The sequence below is a fragment of the Saccharothrix stipae genome (genome assembly GCF_054781895.1).
On the sequence record NZ_BAAGTN010000001.1, the window covers coordinates 678179 to 696808 of the forward strand.

Below are 18630 nucleotides of genomic sequence, written 5' to 3' on the forward strand. Positions count from 1 at the left end.
ACAGCGCCGGTGACGCCGGCGACCGGACTCGTTCCGGTCGCCGGCGTCGTGCATCAGGCCAGGAGGGCGCCGCGCGATCACGGCTCGACGGCGGACCCGGTTCGGGGGCGCGTCGACGGCGACTCGCCGAAGCCGGCGCCGGCGCCGCTGCCGCTGCGCACGCTGTCCAGCAGGTCCGCGACGGTGTGCGCCCGGATGTCGGTGAGGGGTCCGGTGGTGAACCTGCCCGCGACGGCCCGGACGTGGTCCGCGGCCGGGCCCGCGAGGCCGTCGTAGACGGCGGTGAACAGGTCGCGGGCGGGTTCGCGCAGCCATCCCGGGGGAAGCAGGTCGAGCGGCAGTCGGGGGTCGAGGTAGGGCAGCCGGCGGTAGGTGTCCATGACCTCGGTGCGCGCGCGGACCGCCTCGGCCCCGGTGACCCGGGCGTCGCGCACCCGGTCGAGCAGCGGGCTCCAGCTCTGGATGAAGGCTTCGTACTGGCGGGCGATGTCCGTGGTGTCCCAGGCGTCGAGGGGGTTGCGGCCGACGACCGAGCCGACTTCGACGTGGCGGGCGCGGAAGACGGTCAAGGCACCGAAGGCGAGGTCGGCCAGGTAGGACCTGGTCTTGTCGGCGAGGTCGTGCGGCGAGATCCACAGACCGTCGTAGAGGGGCGCGAACCCGAGCCAGCGCAGGTGGCTGCGGAACTCGCGCCGCCTGGCGACCTCGTCCTGCGGCAGTGAGAAGGCGATCAGGGTCCACCGCCGGTCCCAGGTCCCGGTGTCGACCGCGGAGGAGACGATCGCCCGTCCGCCGGTGGACAGGACGGTCGCGACGGCCTCGGTGAGCCGGTACGAGCTGTTGCGGCCCTGCTTGCTGCCTTCGAGCACGCCGCGCCGGGCGAGTCGGCTGATGGAGGCGCGGGCGCCCGCGTGGCTGACCCCGGCCTCGGCGAGCAGGGCCACGATGGCCGCCGACGGCAGCCAGGCCCGGGTGCGCAGGGTGTAGTCGGCGAGCAGGGTCACGGTCAGTCCCTGCGGTGAGTTGCCCGCCTGCCGCCGGGGCAGCCGGACCGGGCCCGCGGCGTCGTCCGGGAAGATCTCCTCGATGTCATAAGGGCTCGTCACGGCGGCTCCGGCGGTGGCTCGGGAGAGCGGTCGGAACCGACTGTAATCGGCGCGAGCGGAGCAGGCCGCAACTGTCGAGACGGTTGATTGACAGTTTCGTGATCGAGGTCCAAGCTAAGTGTCACATAACGGGTGCGGGCAGCCTCGACCAGGCACGACAGCATCCGGCGGGCACGTCCACGCGTGGATCTCCCCCTTCGCCGCAGTCGGGTTTCCCGGCCCGCAGCCAACTTCCCCCGTCCGGTCGCGCGCGGAACAAAGGAGTCGAGCGCATGAAGATCAGAGGAAGTCTCTTACTCGCCGCAACGGCGGCATTGGTCGTCGGCGGCCTCGCCGCCACCGCTCCCACACCCGCATCGGCGGCGTCGTTGACCGAGGTCACCAACTTCGGCAGCAACCCCGGCGGGATGCGGATGCACGTCTACGCGCCGGACTCGCGCCCGGCCAGTCCCGGGATCCTGGTGGCCATGCACGGGTGCGGCGGCTCGGGTCCCGGCTTCTACTCGGGCAGCGAGTTCGCCTCGCTGGCCGACCGGCACGGCTTCGTCGTGATCTACCCCAGCGCGCAGCAGGAAGCCGGGTTCGGCAAGTGCTTCGACACCTGGTCGGACACGGCCAAGCGGCGCGGCGCCGGCAGCGACCCGGTGTCGATCATCTCGATGGTGACGTACGTCCAGCAGCGCTACGGCGGTGACCCGAACCGGGTCTTCGCCACCGGCTCGTCGTCCGGCGGCATGATGACCAACCACATGCTGGCCCTCTACCCGGACGTGTTCAAGGCCGGTGCGGCGTTCATGGGCGTGCCGTTCAACTGCTTCGCGAACGCCGCCGACTTCCCGCCCGGCAGCAGCCGGTGCACCGGCAGCGGAGGCGCGAACCGGACCCCGCAGCAGTGGGGCGACGCGGTCCGGCAGGCCTACCCGGGTTACACCGGTCCGCGGCCGCGGGTGCAGGTGTGGCACGGCACCAACGACACCCTCGTGCCGTACTCGCTGCTCCAGGAGACCATCGAGCAGTGGACCAACGTGTTCGGCCTCAGCCAGACGCCGACGTCCACCGACACGCCGCAGCCCAACTGGAACCGCCGCCGCTACGCCGACACCTCCGGCACCGTCCAGGTCGAGGCGTACAGCATCCAGGGCGCCGGGCACAGCCTGCCCTCCACCGGCATGGCCGCGCGGGCGATCGAGTTCTTCGGTCTGGACCGCACCGGCCCCACCTCGACCACCACGACCACGACCACCACCAGTACGAGTACGAGCACCACCACGAGCACCACCACGACAACGACGACGACGCCCGGGTCCGACTCGTGCCGGGTCGTCAGCACCGTCAACGCGTGGAACACCGGCCTGACCGAGAGCATCACCATCACCAACACCGGCAGCACCGCGATCAACGGCTGGTCCCTGGTCTTCACCCTCCCCGGCGGCCAGACCATCACCTCGGGCTGGAGCGCCACCTACTCGCCGTCGTCCGGGCAGGTGACCGCGCGCAACGTCTCCTACAACGCGGCGATCCCGCCGAACGGCTCGGTCGGCATCGGGTTCCAGGCCACCCACACCGGCAACACGGCCAAGCCGACCTCGTTCACCCTCAACGGCACGGCCTGCTCCACCGCCTGATCGGGCAGGTGCGCCGGAGCCGTCCCGGCCCACCGCACACCACAACGCCCCGGCCACCGAGAGGTGGCCGGGGCGTTCTGGTTCTCGTGGCGGTTCCCCGTCCGGCGGAGGCGATGACCGGACGGGGAACCGCTTCAGGGTCGGTTACGGTGTCAGGAACACGCGGTGCCGTTCAGGACGGGCGAGCCGAACGGCGGTGTTGCTCCGTTGTAGCCCGCGTTGTAACCGATGGTCGTCGTGCCGCCGGTCGGGAGCGACCCGTTCCAGGACGCGTTGGTGACCCGGACCACGTCGCCGGTGTCGGTCCACGTCCCGTTCCAGCCCTGGATCACGGACACACCGGGCGACGAGAACGTGAGGGTCCAGCCGTTGACGGCCTGTCCCCGGTTCACGATCACGATCTCGCCGGTGTACCCGTCCGACCACTTGCTGACCACCCGATGGGTCACCGTGCAGCCGCCGCCGGGGTTGTTGCCCGAGGTGGTGGTGGTGGTGGTCGTCGTGGTCGTCGTCGACGTTGTCGTCGATGTCGGACCCGCCGCGATCGCCAGGTCGTACGCGCGCTGCGGCACGAACTGGCCGGCCGGCGCGATGCAGCCGTCCGCCTCACCGGGCAGCTTGACCCACAGGAACGCGGCGATCTTGGAGTCGCCCGTGTTGGTCGTGCTGGGCGTGCCGATCGCCCGCCCGGGCGGGTCGCACCACTCGGTGCCCTGCGGGCCCTTGCCGTTGCGACTGGTGTCGATCACGGCCGTGAGCCTGCCGTCGCCGACGGCGTTGAGGATGTTCTTGGTGTACGCCACCTCGTCGGACGTGCTGCGGTAGTTCGACACGTTCGACGCGATGCCGTCGGCGCTGTTGGAGATGTCGGCGGCACGGAGCCTGTTGGCGGCTTCCGCCGGGCTCAGCCACGCCGAGTTGCCGATGTCGTAGTACACCTTCGCCTGCGCGGAACCGGACTTCAGCTTCTTGCCCGCGTAGGCCATCGACGCCCTGGTCTGGCTCTGCTGGTCGGCGTTCTGGCAGTTGCTCATGATCGGCAGCACGTCGGGTTCGAGCACGATCGTCGCGGGACGACCGGCCAATCCCGCCGCGACCTCGTCCACCCACGCCCGGTAGGCCTGGTGCGAGGGCGCGCCGCCACCACTGGCCCCACCGCAGTCGCGGTTGGGGATGTTGTAGACCACCAGGATCGGGATCTTCCCGGCCGACGCCGCCGCGCCCACGAAGGAGCTGATCTCCGAGCGCACCGTCGAGGTGTTGGTGGTGGTGTACCACCGCGCCTGCGGCACCGAGGCGATCCGGTCACGGATGACCGACGCCCGCGAGTCGCCGGAGTTGGCGGCGACCCACTTCGCGCTGGAGCTCGACGGGTCGACGTAGAACGCCGAGTCGGCCGCTTGCGCGGTCGCACCGCCGCTCACCGCCAGGGCCACCGTCCCGGCCAGGAGTGCACTGGAGAGGACGCACGCGGCCGCCGTCCGTTTCCTGCGCGTCATCGTGTCACCCCCTTCACAGGGCCGGGTACGCGTTCTGGACGAGCGAGGTGAACCCGGCGGGGAACCACGAACCGGCGTGCGGCGCACCGGCCATGGCACCGGTCAGGTTGCCGCCGTTGGCCTGGTCGTCACCGCGGAAGGCGGGGTCGCACATCGGGTCGTGCTGCTTGCCTTCCTCGTTGGGGCCGTCGGTCTTGGTCGCGATGCCGTCGGACTCACCCGGAGGCTTGATCCACACGTAGGCGTCGAAGCCCGCCCGCGGCGCGGCCGTGGGCCGTGCGCCGATGCCCGCGCCGGCCTGGTTGCACCAGTTGCCCCGGTGGAGCTTGCGGTCGATGCGGCCGGAGTTCACGTACGCGTCCACCGTCGAACCGCTCGCACCGGTGGGCCGGTTCGGACCGCCCCAGCCGTTGCGGGAGGTGTCGATCAGCATGCCGATGCCGCTGGGGAAGCCGGCCGCGATGAAGCGGTTGCGCATCTCGGTGCCGAAGTCGGCCTCGTCGAAGTACGGGTTCCACTGGTAGAAGGTCGCGGACCGCAGCTGCTGGCTGCCGACGGTGAGGTTCGGGTCGGGCAGGTTGGGCTCGTCGGTCGGCGAGGTGTTGGCCATGTTCGACACGAAGCCGTCGATGCTGTTGACGCCCTTGGTGGTGCCCTTGATGGTGTTGCCGATCAACTGCACCGAGGGGCCCATGTTGGTGTCCCAGCCCAGCCAGCCCGCGTGCCCGATGTCCACGTAGTTGTAGACGTTCGGGATCGCGCTGAGCTTGTTCAGGGCGTACTGGATGCCCTGGACGTACGCGCCGCTGGAGCTGGCCTCGGCGCACTTGGGCTTGCTCAGGTTCGTCACGAGGTTCGGCAGCGAGTCGGGCTCGACGATGTTGACGATCCGCAGGCTGCGGTACTTCGGGTCGGCCAGGATCCTGGCGATCGGGTCGATGTACTCGGCCTTGTACCGGGCCAGGCCGTTCTCGCCGACCTTGAGCTCGCCGTTGGACGCGAGCGCGGCGCAGTCGCGGTTGGGCAGGTCGTAGACGACGACCTGGATCACCACCGGCGTGCCACCGGCGGCCTGCCGCAGGGCTTCGTCGAGGTGACCGGTCAACCCCCGGCCGGCGGTGATGGCGCCGATGCGGTCCATCCACACGGCGGTGGAGTGCTGGGCGACCTTGCGCATGGAGGTGCCGAGGGCGCCGCCGGTCGCGTCGGCCAGGTTGTTCACGTTGGCGACGTAGTCGGGGTTCAGGTAGCCCTTGGCGCCCGCGTACGGGTTGGGCAGGTGCTCACCCGGGTTGTCCGGCGTGGTCGAGGTGGTCGTGGTCGTCGTGGTCGACGTGGAGGTCGACGTGGACGTGGACGTCGAGGTCGAGGTCGAGGTCGAGGTGGACGTCGAGATCGGGTCGCCGCACGTGGTGCCGTTCAGCTTGAACGACGTGGGGAGGGCGTTCGAGCCCGAGTACGAGGCGTTGAAGCCGAAGGACGCGCTCCCACCCGTGGGCAGCGACGACGACCACGAGGGGTTCTTCGCGCTCACGTGCTGACCGGACTGGGCGTAGGTGGCGCTCCAGCCGTTGGTGATCTTCTGGTTGCCCGGGAAGTCCCACTCCAGCGTCCACCCGCCGGAGATCGGGTCGCCGAGGTTCTTGAGCGTGACGTTGGCCGTGAAGCCGGTGTCCCACTGGTTGACCCGGTAGTCGACCGAACACCCGGGTGCCGCGCTGGCCGAGGTGCTCGCCAGGACCAGCAACCCCGAACACAGGGTCAGGGCGGCGGCAGCGGCGCCGCCGCGTGCCAGTTTTGTCGCATTCATTCAGGTCCTCGCAGCGTCGTTGCTGTGTTGTGGGTAAGGGGAAAAATTTTCCGGGAGCGCTCCCAGTCGTGCGGTTCGCTCGACGGCCGACCCGAACCGAGGAGGCGTTCGGTCCGGGCAGCTCGGCTTACTGGGACGGTCGCGGCAAGGCCGCGCAGCGGTTGCGTCTCCCGCCGGAGAAGGATTCACTCTGGGTGTCGAATGTAACCACGCACAGCAGTGCAGTCAATTGCTGAGGAATGCTAAAATTGTTATCGCTAACTTTAGCTGATTCGCAGCGCAAACCTTTCGCTATTCGATCTTGCAAACCCGCCAGGTGGAAGTTGGGAGCGCTCCCGGAAGATGTTCACCCACCTGAACCAACGGAATGATTGCGCTCCGCCTGCATTGTTAACGTGCACAGGTCTCAGCCGAAGCCGCGGTAGTCGAACCAGTCGAACGCCGCGACGCCGCGCGTGACGTACATCCCGACGACCCGCCCGGCCGGGTCGGTGCTCACCTCGGGCGAGAGGTACCGGCCGTCCAGCTCCGCCAGGGGGCCCGGATCGTCGTCGACGTGGAACGCGATGGTGTCGGGTCCGGCGGGCACGACGCCGGTGGACTCGTCGGTCGGGCGCACGAAGGACGGTGGCACGAGGTCGGTCGTGCGGGTGACCACCGTGAGCGTGATCGGCCCGGGGCGCCTGGTGCGGCTGGCCACGACCTGGCGCACCGGCCCGATCCGGGCGACCACGTCCACCCGGCCGGCCACGACCTCGAAGTCGTAGCGGTGCGCGTCGTCGCGCCGGATGCTCAGACCCGCGCGGCCCGTGCCGGGATCCAGCCGGACCGAGACCCGTGAGTCCGGGTGCCGCAGCCGGCTGCCGACGAACGTGCAGCCGGGGCGGTCGAGGGTGTCGCCGGTGGCGCGCAGCGTCAGCCAACCGGGGCGCTCGGTCAACGACCAGGACCCGTCCGGCAGCCCGCGCGGGGAGATCCAGGACGGGGCGAGCACGAACTCGTCGAAGTCGTCGCGCGCCGGCAGCGGCGGCAGCGGTGCGCACTCCCCCGGTGTGGGCGCCGCTCCCGTCACCTCGTCCACCACCGGCCACTCGTCCTCCCAGCGCACGGGGGTCAGGAACACCTCCTGCCCGAGCACGTGGAAGCCCGACGGGTGTTCGCGGGTTCCCGGTTGCACCAGCCACCAGCCACCACCCGGTGTCGTGACGAGGTCCGCGCGGCCGACGCCCCGGATCGCACCCGCGGTGCCGACGAGGGTGCCCGGCGCGGGCTCGAACGGCCCGCGCGGCGTGCGCGCACGGGCGACCGCGAACGCGTGGCCGTCCTTGAACAGCAGGTACCACCAGTCGCCGACGTGGTACAGGTGAGGTGCCTGCGCATACCGGGTCTCCGTGCCGCGCCAGGTCCGCCACGGACCGTCCAGCACCGTTCCCCGGTAGGGGTCGATGCGGGCCGTGCCGCCGTCGGACGTGGTGCACCAGCAGTCGCCGTCCTCGTCCCACGCCAGGTCCGGCGCGACGCCGGGCAGGTCGATCCACACCGGGTCCGACCACCGACCGGCCAGCCGCTCGGCCGTGACGACGAACGTGCCGCCCGTCGACATGTCCGTCGCGATCACCCAGAACCTGCCGCCGTGGTAGCGGATGGTTGGCCGGTGGACCCCGCGCGACGCGGGCGTGCCGACCGGCGGCCGCAGCTGTTCCGGCCGGCGCAGGACGTTGCCGACCTGCCGCCAGTGCACCAGGTCGCGGCTGTGGAAGATCGGCACGCCGGGGAAGTACTCGAAGCTGGAGCAGACGAGGTAGTAGTCGTCACCGACTCGGCACACGCTCGGGTCGGGGTGGGATCCACCGATCACGGGGTTGCGGGCGGTGCGCACGGTGTTCCTCACTCCGATCGCGGGTGGAAGTCGAGCGGTCCGGCGCGGCGGACGCCGGTCCCCTCGCGGTGCCGTGCGAGGGGACCGGCTCGGAAGCCGTGCCGACGGGGTGCTGACGCGACGGCGCCGGAGGGCGGACGCGCCGTTCAGGCGAGGCGTCAGGCGCGGCTCCACTTCTGGTTGTTCTGGCCGTTGCAGGTCCACAGGATCAGCCGGGTCCCGTTGGCGGTGCCGGCCTGCTCGGCGTCCAGGCACAGCCCGGCGTGGTTGTTGCGGATGGACCCGTCGGTGCCGAAGGTCCACTTCTGGTTGGCCTGTCCGTTGCACGACCACGTGATCACGCGGGTGCCGTTCGCCGTGCCCTGGTTGTAGGCGTCGAGGCACTTGTCGCCGAACACCCGGATCTCGCCGCCCGCCCAACTGGTCCACTGCTGGGCCGCGGCGGTGTGGCAGTCCTGGAGCAGCGCGTTCGCACCGGCGGCGGTGGAGGCGTTCTCGACGTCGACGCACCGGTTGGAGCCGGTTCCGCGCAGTCGGGAGGTGGTGGCGGAGATCAGGCTGCCGCCGGAGACGCGGAACGCCGCCACGCCGTGCGCCGGCACGCTGGCCGAGATCGCGCCGGAGGTGGTGGAGGTGCCCCCGGTCCACAGGTCGGTGAGGGAGAACGAGCCGCCGGACAGGCCGATCTGGGCAGCGGTGGTGGACACCGTGGCCGTGCCGCTGCCCCGGTTGAGCAGCCCCACCGCGACCGAGCCGTCGGCCAGCGGCTTGGCGAGGACCTCGGTGTTGCCGTCGTCGCGCACCCGGCGGCCACCCACGCCGAGCGGGTCCTGGTTCACCGCCAGCAGTCGCGGGTTGCGCAGGATCGCGCTGACGTCGGCGGACATGGTGCGGATGTCGTTGCCCGCCATCAGCGGCGCGGCCATCAGCGCCCACAGCGCGAAGTGCGCCCGGGACTCGGTCAGGCTCAGCCCGGGACGGCCGACGACGAGCATGTCCGGGTCGTTCCAGTGCCCGGGACCGGACTGGACGGCGAGCGGGGCGGTGATGTCCAGGACGTTGCCCACGCCCATGGGGTAGCTGTTGGTGTTGCCGTTCTGCCAGATGTCGAGCAGGTCCTCGGTGGTGCGCCAGAGGTCGGCGATCTCGCCCCAGTTGTACTTGTCACCGGTGGGCGCGTGGAAGCTGTTGGAGTTGATGCTGTACACGATCGGGCGGCCGGTGGCGCGCAGGGCGTCGCGCATGATCTTGAACCGGGCGATCTGCTCGTCCCGGGTGCCGCTGCCCGAGCACCAGTCGTACTTCAGGTAGTCCACGCCCCACGAGGCGAACGACTGCGCGTCCCGGACCTCGTAGCCCTTGCTGCCGGTGGAGCCGGGGTGCGTGCCGACGCCCTGGGCGCAGGTCTTCTCGTTGGGCGCCTGGTAGATGCCGAACTTCAGACCGCGGGCGTGGATGTAGTCGCCGAGCGCCTTCATGCCGCTGGGGAACTTGGTCGGGTGGGCGCGCAGGTTGCCCTGGGCGTCGCGCTGCGGGTCGAACCAGCAATCGTCCACGACGACGTACTGGTAGCCCGCGTCGCGCATGCCCGAGCTCACCATCGCGTCGGTGGCCTGGCGGACCTGCCCCTCGGTGATGCCGCAGCCGAAGCTGTTCCAGCTGTTCCAACCCAGTGGCGGGGTGAGCGCGGGACTGCCCGGCGCGGCCTGGACCGCGGGCCCGGTGGGCGCCGCGGTGAGGAATCCCAGCGCCGCCGCGGCCGCGACGGCGAGGTGGAGGAGTCGTCTGCGCGTGCCAGTGGGCATCGTCGTCCCTTTCGGCTTCGACCGGGACGCCGGCGGCGTCGGTCACGGGATCGGCAGGGTGAGTCGGTCTCGGTGAGCACGCGACGCGGGCCGACCGACAGCGAGCGCGGAACGCGGTGGCGTCAGGCTCGGGTTCGGTTGGGCACACCTCGTCGCACACCACACCCCGAGGGCGACCGGCAAGACGTGCCCGTCGCGGTTCGTGCCACCGGAGTTCGTCGCATCGGAGTTCCCCACGTCATCTTCGACGGCGGTCGTGGCGGCGCGCACCGGGCGGGATGACACCCGAAACGGCGCGCCTCAAGGTCACGCCAATGAAACTATGGTCGCCGGGGTGGGTCAAAGCTAAATGTGAGCGCTAACTTTGAGCAACCCACCCGCGAGGAGGCGGACCAGGTGTTATCAAAGCAGCGCGCGGGCACGACGATCGGGAAGTTGCGCCGTTCAGCGCATCGAGCGGCACCGGTCGACACGGGCCCGTTGTGAGCGTGAACAATGAAATGGGCGCCGAGCACCGGCTGAGCCTGGCCATCGCGATGGAGCACCTCGACGCACCGCAGGCACGCGGCTCGCCGCGCCGAGCGATCACTCCCGACGGCCGGCCGGACTTCGGGCCGAACTTCGGACGAGAGGTCGGAGCCGGCGGGGCCACCGAGCCTCACGGTAGCCACCGTCCCGATCAGTGGTCAACGCATCCGCGCGGCTAAAAATGTTTGCGCTAACTTTAGCTTTCCGGTCGTATCGCAAGTCGAACGAAGTTCGACCTGGTCCGGGCGTTGAAAACAACCCTCGACCCACCTTTGGACAGCGCCGCACACCCTCCCAGCCGGCAGGCCGGATAGGGCTTTCGGGTGATCCGGCGCTGACCCAAAGCCCCGGAGGACCGGGCTAACCAGCACGAAACAGTTGCGTTACGTCTTGACCCAGGGTGTGTCATCGTTCACAGTCTGAAGGGCACGACCGACGCTCGTGGCCGTGATTGCCGCGCCCAAATGCGCTTCCATTATCGAGGAGGCTTTCCAAGTCTTCATGTTAGCGCTAACACGAACTGGCCTCGGGTAGCGATCGGCCCGTGCGGACATCGACGGTGTCCCCCCTGCCACCGCAGGCACCAGAGCCCGCGGTGTTCGATCCGAAGGACATGTGATGGAACATTCGACACGAGCGGTCATTCGGCCGACGCTCACGCGTCGGTCGAGAACAACGGCGTTGCTGCTCGTCGCAGGACTGATCGCCACCACGTTGACGGCGGCGTTCACCGGCTCCGCCCAGGCGGCGGGCGCGACGTTGGCCGCCGCGGCGGCGGAGAAGGGCCGGTACTTCGGCACGGCCGTGGCCGCGGGCCGGCTCGGCGACTCGACCTACTCCGGACTCCTGCAGCGCGAGTTCGACATGGTCACCGCCGAGAACGAGATGAAGATCGACGCCACCGAACCCAACCAGAACCAGTTCACCTACGGCAACGCCGACCGCATCGTCAACCTCGCCCGATCCCAGGGCAAACGAGTACGCGGCCACACCCTGGCATGGCACTCCCAGCAACCCGGCTGGATGCAGAACATGTCCGGCAGCGCCCTCCGGTCGGCCATGCTCAACCACGTCACCAAGGTCGCCTCCTACTACGCGGGCAAGATCTACGCGTGGGACGTGGTGAACGAGGCGTTCCAGGACGGCAGCTCCGGCGCACGCCGTGACTCCAACCTCCAGCGCACCGGCAACGACTGGATCGAGGCGGCGTTCCGCGCCGCCCGCGCCGCCGACCCGAACGCGAAGCTCTGCTACAACGACTACAACACCGACGACTGGACGCACGCCAAGACCCAGGCCGTCTACCGGCTGGTCCAGGACTTCAGGTCCCGCGGCGTGCCGATCGACTGCGTCGGCCTCCAGTCCCACTTCAACGCACAGAGCCCGGTCCCGGGCAACTACCAGACGACGCTCCAGAACTTCGCCAACCTCGGCGTGGACGTGCAGATCACCGAGCTCGACATCGAGGGCTCCGGCTCCGCGCAGGCGGCCAACTACGAACGCGTCGTCAAGGCCTGCCTCGCGGTCACCCGCTGCACCGGCATCACCGTCTGGGGCATCCGCGACACCGACTCCTGGCGCGCGTACGGCACTCCGCTGCTGTTCGACGGCTCCGGCAACAAGAAGCCCGCCTACACCGCGACCCTGAACGCCCTCAACGGCGGCACCATCCCGCAGCCCGGCGTCATCGACCCGAGCGCGTGGTACGTGCTGGTGAACCGCAACAGCGGCAAGACGCTGGACCTCTACAACCGCGTCACCACCGACGGCGGCCGCATCACCCAGTGGAGCCGCAACGACGGCACCAACCAGCAGTGGCAGTTCACGGACTCCGGCGGCGGCTACTACCGGCTCAAGTCCCGCCACTCCGGCAAGGTCCTCGACGTGCCCAACTCGTCGACCGCCGACGGCGCCGTCATCCAGCAGTGGACCGACCACGGCGGCAACAACCAGCAGTTCCGCGCGGTCGAGTCGGGCGGCTACGTCAAGCTGATCAACCGCAACAGCAACAAGGCCGTCGAGGTACAGGGCTCTTCCACGGCCGACGGCGCCAACATCGTCCAGTACAGCGACTCGGGCGGCAACAACCAGCAGTGGCAGCTCGTCCGGATGGGCTGATCCAGCACCGCGGCGAACGGCGGGAACCCCCGTCCCCGCCGTTCGCCGCACCCTCGACGACGCCACGCACACGTTCCTCGACACCGCCTCGGCCGTGGGCCCGGGCTACAAGACGGCACCGCGCAACTTCGTGTTCGCCATGCCCGACATCGTGCGGAACAACATCGGCAACGGTCACGTCTGCCGGGCCCGGACCAGCGTTCCGAACGCGGGCGGCGACTACAGCCGGCTGCCCTACCGCACGGGTCTGCTGACCCAGACCAACTCGCCCTGTTGACCGACCCCGGCGCCCCGCACGCCCGTGCGGGCACCGGGCCGCACTCCGCCCGAAGGGCGGGTAAGGAGCTGACATGTCTGCCCCCGATCAACCCCCGCGGCGCCTCGCGCGGAGACGTGGCCTGGTGGCGCGGACGGCCGCGGTGATGGCCGCGGTCGTGCTCGGCGGTGTGATGGTCGTCTTCGGATCGGCGACCAGCTCTGCGGCGACCGTCGACACCAACGCGTGGTACGTGCTGGTGAACCGCAACAGCGGCAAGGCGCTGGACCTCTACAACCGCGCCACCAACGACGGCGGCCGCATCACCCAGTGGACCCGCAACGACGGCACGAACCAGCAGTGGCAGTTCGTCGATTCCGGCGGCGGCTACTACCGGCTCAAGTCGCGCCACTCCGGCAAGGTGCTCGACGTCTACAACTTCTCCACCGCCGACGGCGCGAACATCGTGCAGTGGGCCGACGGCAACGGCACCAACCAGCAGTTCCGCCTCGCCGACTCCGACAACGGCCACGTGCGGTTGATCAACCGCAACAGCAACAAGGCCGTCGAGGTGCAGAGCGCCTCCACCGCCGACAACGCCAACATCGTCCAGTACAGCGACTGGGGCGGCACGAACCAGCAGTGGCAACTGGTCCCCGTCGGCAGTGGCCCCACCACGACGACGACCACGCCGGCGCCGGGTGGCCAGTACACCAACCCGGTGGTGTGGCAGGACTTCGCCGACGTGGAGGTCATCCGGGTCGGTGACGCGTACTACATGACCGCGTCCACGATGCACTACTCCCCCGGCGCGCCGATCCTGCGGTCCTACGACCTGGTGAACTGGGAGTTCGCCGGTCACTCGGTGCCGTCCCTCGACTTCGGCACCAAGTACGACCTGACCAACGGGCAGCGGGCCTACGTCAACGGCATCTGGGCGTCGACGCTGCAGTACCGGGCGAGCAACCGCACCTACTACTGGGCCGGTTGCATCGACTTCAACGACACCTACATCTACACCGCGACCGCCGTCGACGGGCAGTGGAGCAGGCACGCCCAGATCGACAACTGCTACTACGACGCCGGCATGCTCATCGACGACAACGACAAGATGTACGTCGCCTACGGCAACGGCACCATCAGCGTCGCCGAGCTCTCCGCCGACGGGCGCAGCCAGGTCCGCGCGCAGCAGGTGTTCCAGACCCCGCAGAACATCGGCACCCTGGAAGGGGCGCGGTTCTACAAGCGCAACGGCAGCTACTACATCTGGCTGACCCGGCCCGCCAACGGGCAGTACGTGCTCAAGGCCAGCAACCCGTTCGGGCCCTACACGTTGCGCCAGGTCCTGCTCGACCTGCCCGGTCCGATCCCCGGCGGCGGCGTGCCGCACCAGGGCGGCCTGGTGCAGACGCAGAACGGCGACTGGCACTACATGTCCTTCGTGGACGCCTACCCCGGTGGCCGGGTGCCCGCGCTCGCACCGATCACCTGGACCGCCGACGGCTGGCCGACGTTGCAGACCGTCAACGGCAGGTGGGGCGTGAACTACCCCTCGCCGCTGCCACCCCGCCCGGTCAAACCGCTCACCGGCACCGACACGTTCGCCGGCACCGCCCTCGGCCCGCAGTGGGAGTGGAACCACGACCCGGACACGTCCAAGTACTCGGTGAACAACGGGCTGACGTTGCAGACGGCCACGGTCACGGGCGACCTCTACGCCGCCCGCAACACCCTGACCCACCGCATCCAGGGGCCGACCTCCACCGCCACCATCGAGCTGGACTACAGCACCATGCGGGACGGTGACCGGTCGGGCCTGGCGATGCTGCGCCAGTCGTCGGCGTGGATCGGCGTCAAGCGCGAGAACGGCCAGTCCCGGGTCGTGATGACCAACGGCCTGGCCATGGACAGCAGTTGGCGCACCACGAGCACCGGTACGGAGGCCGCGAGCGCCGGCATCAGCGGCGGCCGGATCTGGCTGCGGATCAACGCCGACATCCAACCCGGCTCGAACCGGCAAGCCCGCTTCTCCTACAGCACCGACGGCACGAACTTCACGCCGCTCGGACCGGCGTTCACGCTCAACAACGCCTGGCAGTTCTTCATGGGCTACCGCTTCGGCATCTTCAACCACGCCACCCAGGCCTTGGGCGGCTCGGTCACCGTGCGCAAGTTCGACCTGACCACACCCTGACCTACCCTGACGACGAACACCGGGTCGAACGGCGGGCAGTCGCTCGCGACCACCGCGGTCGCGAGCGACTGCCCGTCCAGACCATCCCTTCGACCCACTCACAGGAGGCGGGTTTTGCCGCGGTCGTACGACAACCCGATCATCGCGGGGTTCCACCCCGACCCGAGCGTGTGCCGAGTCGGTGACGACTACTACCTCGTCTGCTCCAGCTTCGAGTACTTCCCCGGCGTGCCGATCTTCCACAGCCGCGACCTGGTGCACTGGCGGCAGATCGGCAACGTGCTGGACCGGCCCGAGCAGCTGCCGCTGCCACCGGACTCGCACCCCTCGCGGGGGATCTACGCCCCGACCATCCGCCACCACGACGGCCGCTTCTGGCTGATCACCACGAACGTCTCCAGCGGCGGCAACTTCATCGTCACCGCCGAACGTCCGGAAGGCCCCTGGTCCGACCCGGTGTGGGTGGACCTGCCGGGCATCGACCCCGACCTGGCCTGGGACGACGAGGGCAACTGCTGGGCCGCCTTCCACGGTGTCGGGGTGGCCCGCATCGACCCCGCGACGGGCGAGGTCCTCGAAGGACCGTTGACGGTCTGGTCCGGCACCGGCCTGCAGTGGCCGGAGGCACCGCACCTGTACCGCATCGGCGACTGGTGGTACCTCATGATCGCCGAGGGCGGCACCGAGCGCGGCCACACCGTGGCGATGGCACGGGCCCGCTCGCCACGCGGTCCGTTCGAACCCGCGCCGGTCAACCCGATCCTGACCCACCGCGGCACCGACCACCCCGTCCAGAGCACCGGGCACGCCGATCTGGTGACCACCCCGGAGGGCGACTGGTGGATGGTGCTGCTGGCCACCCGTCCCCGCGGCTTCAGCCCCGGCTTCCACGTCCTGGGCCGGGAGACGTTCCTGGTCCGGGTCGAGTGGGTCGACGGCTGGCCGAGCATCGGCACCGTGGAACTGCGGGCGGAGGCGCCACGCGCGTGGCACCCCTGGGAGCCCTCACCCGCGCGTGACGACTTCGACGCGCCGGTGCTCGGTCCCGAGTGGATCTCGCCGCGCAGCCGGCCGGACACGTCGTGGTCGCTGGCCGAGCGCCCGGGGTGGCTCACCCTGCACGCGACCGGGTCGACGCTGGACGCCTCCGGGTGCACCTTCGTCGGGCGACGGCAGCAGCACCCCGAGTGCCACGTGGAGGTGCGGCTGGATCCCGGGTCGGCCCGCGCCGGGGTCTCCGTGCGACTGGACGAGGCGCACCACTACGACCTGGAGGTCTGCGACGGGCAGGTGGAGGTCATCGCGCGGATCGGTCCGCTGCGGCACGCCGTGGCCCGGCGGGCGGTGCCGCCCGGCCCGGTCGTGCTCACGGTGACGACCCGGACCGACGACCTGCTGCCGCCTTCGGCGACCGGTGCGCACGACGTCCACCTCGGCATCGCGGCCACCGGACCCGACACGATCGCCTTCCACCTCGGCACCGACCTGCTGGCCGAGCTGGACGGGCGCTACCTGTCCACCGAGGTCGCGAGCGGCTTCACCGGCCGGGTGATCGGCATGTACACCACCGAGGGCAGTGCGGCCTTCGACTGGTTCGAGTACCGGGAACGGGTCGCCGACGTCCCCGCGTGACGACCGCGGCACCGGACGCGGCGCGGCGGCACAGGAACCGCCGCGCCGCGTCCGGTGTGGTCAGCCGACGTTGGCGTAGTACGAGTGCACGTCCAACTGACCGTTCCCGCTGAAGACCTCCGTGCCGTGCTGCACGCTGGTCAGGTACTTCTGGTTGCTCAACCAGCCGCGGCTCGACAGGTGCGACGTGAAGTCGCGCAGGTTGAACGTCGCCGAGTTGGTGTTGCTCGTCCGGATGAACGAGTACACCTCCCAGCCGATGTTGCCCCGGTACAGGTCCCAGGTGGCCCCCGCGATCGACACGGTGGCCTGTCGCGTGCCGACCGGCCCGGCGCCGCCGGCGCGGTAGGTCCAGATCATGATCTCGTCCGACGGGTTGGCCGTGCCGGGGTTGGCCGTCGGGTGCAGCCACAGGTCGTAGGCGACGTTCATGACGTTCGCCGTGTTCTGTCGGACCGTGTAGCTCGCGCCCGTGTTCACCGACCTGTTGTCCGACAACCGGACCGGCAGGCCCGTGCCCGACAGCTTGTTGCCCCAGTGCCAGCCCAGCACCGAACTGGCGTAGGACTTCACCTGCCCGGGGCCGCCGCTCCAGTTCCAACTCGTGCCCCACGCGATCGAGCCGCCGGACGACACGTCCCACACGCACTGCCACCCCTGGCCCGAGTTCTGGCCCCACACGTTGTTGTTGACCCAGTACTTGCCCATGGTGATGGAGTAGAAGTCTTCACAGCTGCCGGCCGCCTGCGCGGTACCGGTCGTGGGCAGCACCAGTGCGGCGGCGGCCAGCACGGTTACCATGAACCTTTTGAGCACGAAGGTCCACCTTTCTCTCGAAATTCGGCGGTTAACGCCCGTGAAACGCTACGCACCGCTTTTTGCGACTGTCAATATCGAATGACAGGCGAATTTTGAGTCGAATTCGTGGAAATGTCTGGTCGATTTCTGTCGAATACCTCCGGACAAGCGCCCACCGGGATCGGCGATTCTTCGAATCGCCGTCGAACACCCGGTGGACGCCCGCCGGTTCACGGCGTCAGGCCGGGGTGCGCTGGATCCACTGCTGGTTGGACTGCCCGGTGCACGACCACAGGACCAGCTTGGTGCCGTTGGCGGTGCCCAGGTTGTGCGCGTCCAGGCACAGGCCGGACTGCACGTTGGTGATCGTGCCGTTGCCGTTGACGTTCCACTGCTGGTTGGTGTCACCGTGGCAGTCCCAGATCACCACCTGCGTGCCGTTGGCCGTGCCCCGGCCGTAGGCGTCCAGGCACTTGGTGCCCTGGACGACCAGCTGCCTGCCGGCGTTGTGCGTCCACGACTGGTTGGGTTGGCCGTGGCAGTCCCACAGCTGGATCTGCGTGCCGTTGGTGGTCGACGAACCCGGCACGTCCAGGCAGCGGCCCGACGGCACGCCGACGATCTGCCTGCCCTGCGAGGCAACGGGGTCCCCGATGCTCCCGGGGACGGCGCGCAGCGCGGTGTACCACCTCGCGGCCATCTTGTCGTAACCGGTCGCGGTCGGGTGCACGCCGTCGATCAGGTCGGCCGTGGTCAGCGCGGAGTGCATGTCCACCAGGCGCACCCGCTTGCCCGCGTTGACCTTGCTCTGCACCATGCCGGGGATCGTGGCGTTGAAGTTCCGGGCCGCCGCCGCCTGGCCGGAGTTGGCCAGCGGGATGATCGTCGCGACGAACACGTCGGCGTTCGGCACGGTCGCGGTGATGCGGTCGACGAGCGCGGACAGGCGGGCGGGCGCGTTCGCCACGTTGTAGTTCTGCAGGATGTCGTTGGTGCCGATGTGCAGCAGCACCGTGCGCGGGGTCGTGTTCCTGAGCCAGTTGACGACGTTCGCGTCGATCTGGTCGATGCGCCAGCCCGGGTGGCCCTGGTGGTCGTGGTCGCCGAGCGAGCCGGGACCGTTGAACTGCGAACCGACGAAGTCGACCCGGTAGTTGCCCGACGCGAACCGCTGCCACAGCCCGATCCGGTAGCCGCCGGGCACCTGCGTCCCCTCGGTGATCGAGTCGCCCAGGGGCATGACCCGCACACCGCCGTTGGATTCCGCGGCGGCCGGACCGGCCGCCAGCAGCGCGCCGGCGGTCAGCGCGGCGGTGGTCAGGGCCGCGGCACGCGCGGTGAATCTGCTGAGGCGTTGTCGCACTTGTACTCCTCGGGTTG

12 protein-coding genes are annotated in these 18630 nt (G+C 69.7%); 5 read left to right on the forward strand and 7 right to left on the reverse strand.

Annotated features, from left to right (window positions below; genetic code table 11):
- Positions 1 to 77: 77 nt before the first annotated feature.
- Entirely contained in the window at positions 78 to 1106 is a 1029-nt protein-coding gene (locus tag ACYVLT_RS02880; protein ID WP_461118483.1) for a PaaX family transcriptional regulator, read from the reverse strand.
- Positions 1107 to 1378: 272 nt separating this feature from the next.
- Here ACYVLT_RS02880 and ACYVLT_RS02885 point away from each other — a divergent pair, with 272 nt between their 5' ends.
- Positions 1379 to 2731, forward strand: coding sequence for an extracellular catalytic domain type 1 short-chain-length polyhydroxyalkanoate depolymerase (locus tag ACYVLT_RS02885; RefSeq protein WP_461118484.1), 1353 nt, complete (start codon positions 1379 to 1381; stop codon positions 2729 to 2731).
- Between the two features lie 152 nt (positions 2732 to 2883).
- On the opposite strand, the gene ACYVLT_RS02890 is transcribed toward ACYVLT_RS02885, so the two are convergent.
- From ACYVLT_RS02890 to ACYVLT_RS02905, 4 genes are all read right to left on the reverse strand, one after another.
- A complete protein-coding gene (locus ACYVLT_RS02890) occupies positions 2884 to 4230 on the reverse strand; it encodes a glycoside hydrolase family 6 protein (RefSeq protein WP_461118485.1) in 1347 nt (448 codons plus the stop codon).
- Positions 4231 to 4243: 13 nt separating this feature from the next.
- On the reverse strand, positions 4244 to 6040 hold the full coding sequence (locus ACYVLT_RS02895) for a glycoside hydrolase family 6 protein (RefSeq protein WP_461118486.1): 1797 nt from the start codon (positions 6038 to 6040) through the stop codon (positions 4244 to 4246).
- Positions 6041 to 6446: 406 nt separating this feature from the next.
- Positions 6447 to 7919 carry a glycoside hydrolase family 43 protein gene (locus ACYVLT_RS02900; protein WP_461118487.1) on the reverse strand — a complete coding sequence of 491 codons (1473 nt, stop codon included), beginning with the start codon at positions 7917 to 7919 and terminating at the stop codon, positions 6447 to 6449.
- Positions 7920 to 8077: 158 nt separating this feature from the next.
- Positions 8078 to 9724 (reverse strand): glycoside hydrolase family 27 protein, encoded by a 1647-nt coding sequence (locus tag ACYVLT_RS02905; RefSeq protein WP_461118488.1) that lies wholly within the window; start codon positions 9722 to 9724, stop codon positions 8078 to 8080.
- A 1209-nt stretch (positions 9725 to 10933) separates the two neighbouring features.
- Between ACYVLT_RS02905 and ACYVLT_RS02910 the strand changes: the two genes are divergently transcribed.
- The 4 genes from ACYVLT_RS02910 to ACYVLT_RS02925 all read left to right on the forward strand — a co-directional run bounded on the left by ACYVLT_RS02910 (position 10934) and on the right by ACYVLT_RS02925 (position 16452).
- Positions 10934 to 12370 carry an endo-1,4-beta-xylanase gene (locus tag ACYVLT_RS02910; RefSeq protein ID WP_461118489.1) on the forward strand — a complete coding sequence of 479 codons (1437 nt, stop codon included), beginning with the start codon at positions 10934 to 10936 and terminating at the stop codon, positions 12368 to 12370.
- A gap of 94 nt (positions 12371 to 12464) precedes the next feature.
- Entirely contained in the window at positions 12465 to 12647 is a 183-nt protein-coding gene (locus tag ACYVLT_RS02915; RefSeq protein WP_461118490.1) for a hypothetical protein, read from the forward strand.
- Positions 12648 to 12720: 73 nt separating this feature from the next.
- A complete protein-coding gene (locus ACYVLT_RS02920) occupies positions 12721 to 14820 on the forward strand; it encodes a family 43 glycosylhydrolase (protein ID WP_461118491.1) in 2100 nt (699 codons plus the stop codon).
- Between the two features lie 114 nt (positions 14821 to 14934).
- Entirely contained in the window at positions 14935 to 16452 is a 1518-nt protein-coding gene (locus ACYVLT_RS02925) for a glycoside hydrolase family 43 protein (RefSeq protein WP_461118492.1), read from the forward strand.
- A 60-nt stretch (positions 16453 to 16512) separates the two neighbouring features.
- Here the strand turns inward: ACYVLT_RS02925 and ACYVLT_RS02930 are convergent, their stop codons facing one another.
- Entirely contained in the window at positions 16513 to 17268 is a 756-nt protein-coding gene (locus ACYVLT_RS02930; RefSeq protein ID WP_461118493.1) for a GH12 family glycosyl hydrolase domain-containing protein, read from the reverse strand.
- A gap of 220 nt (positions 17269 to 17488) precedes the next feature.
- Positions 17489 to 18613: a ricin-type beta-trefoil lectin domain protein gene (locus ACYVLT_RS02935; RefSeq protein WP_461118494.1), complete on the reverse strand. Its 1125-nt coding sequence runs from the start codon at positions 18611 to 18613 to the stop codon at positions 17489 to 17491.
- Positions 18614 to 18630: the final 17 nt, after the last annotated feature.

What these genes read in the sequence shown, in the direction of transcription:
- ACYVLT_RS02885 (WP_461118484.1), top strand. Translation starts at nt 1,379, where the DNA reads ATGAAGATCAGAGGAAGTCTCTTACTCGCCGCAACGGCGGCATTGGTC.
- ACYVLT_RS02890 (WP_461118485.1), bottom strand. Translation starts at nt 4,230, where the DNA reads ATGACGCGCAGGAAACGGACGGCGGCCGCGTGCGTCCTCTCCAGTGCA.
- ACYVLT_RS02895 (WP_461118486.1), bottom strand. Translation starts at nt 6,040, where the DNA reads ATGAATGCGACAAAACTGGCACGCGGCGGCGCCGCTGCCGCCGCCCTG.
- ACYVLT_RS02905 (WP_461118488.1), bottom strand. Translation starts at nt 9,724, where the DNA reads ATGCCCACTGGCACGCGCAGACGACTCCTCCACCTCGCCGTCGCGGCC.
- ACYVLT_RS02920 (WP_461118491.1), top strand. Translation starts at nt 12,721, where the DNA reads ATGTCTGCCCCCGATCAACCCCCGCGGCGCCTCGCGCGGAGACGTGGC.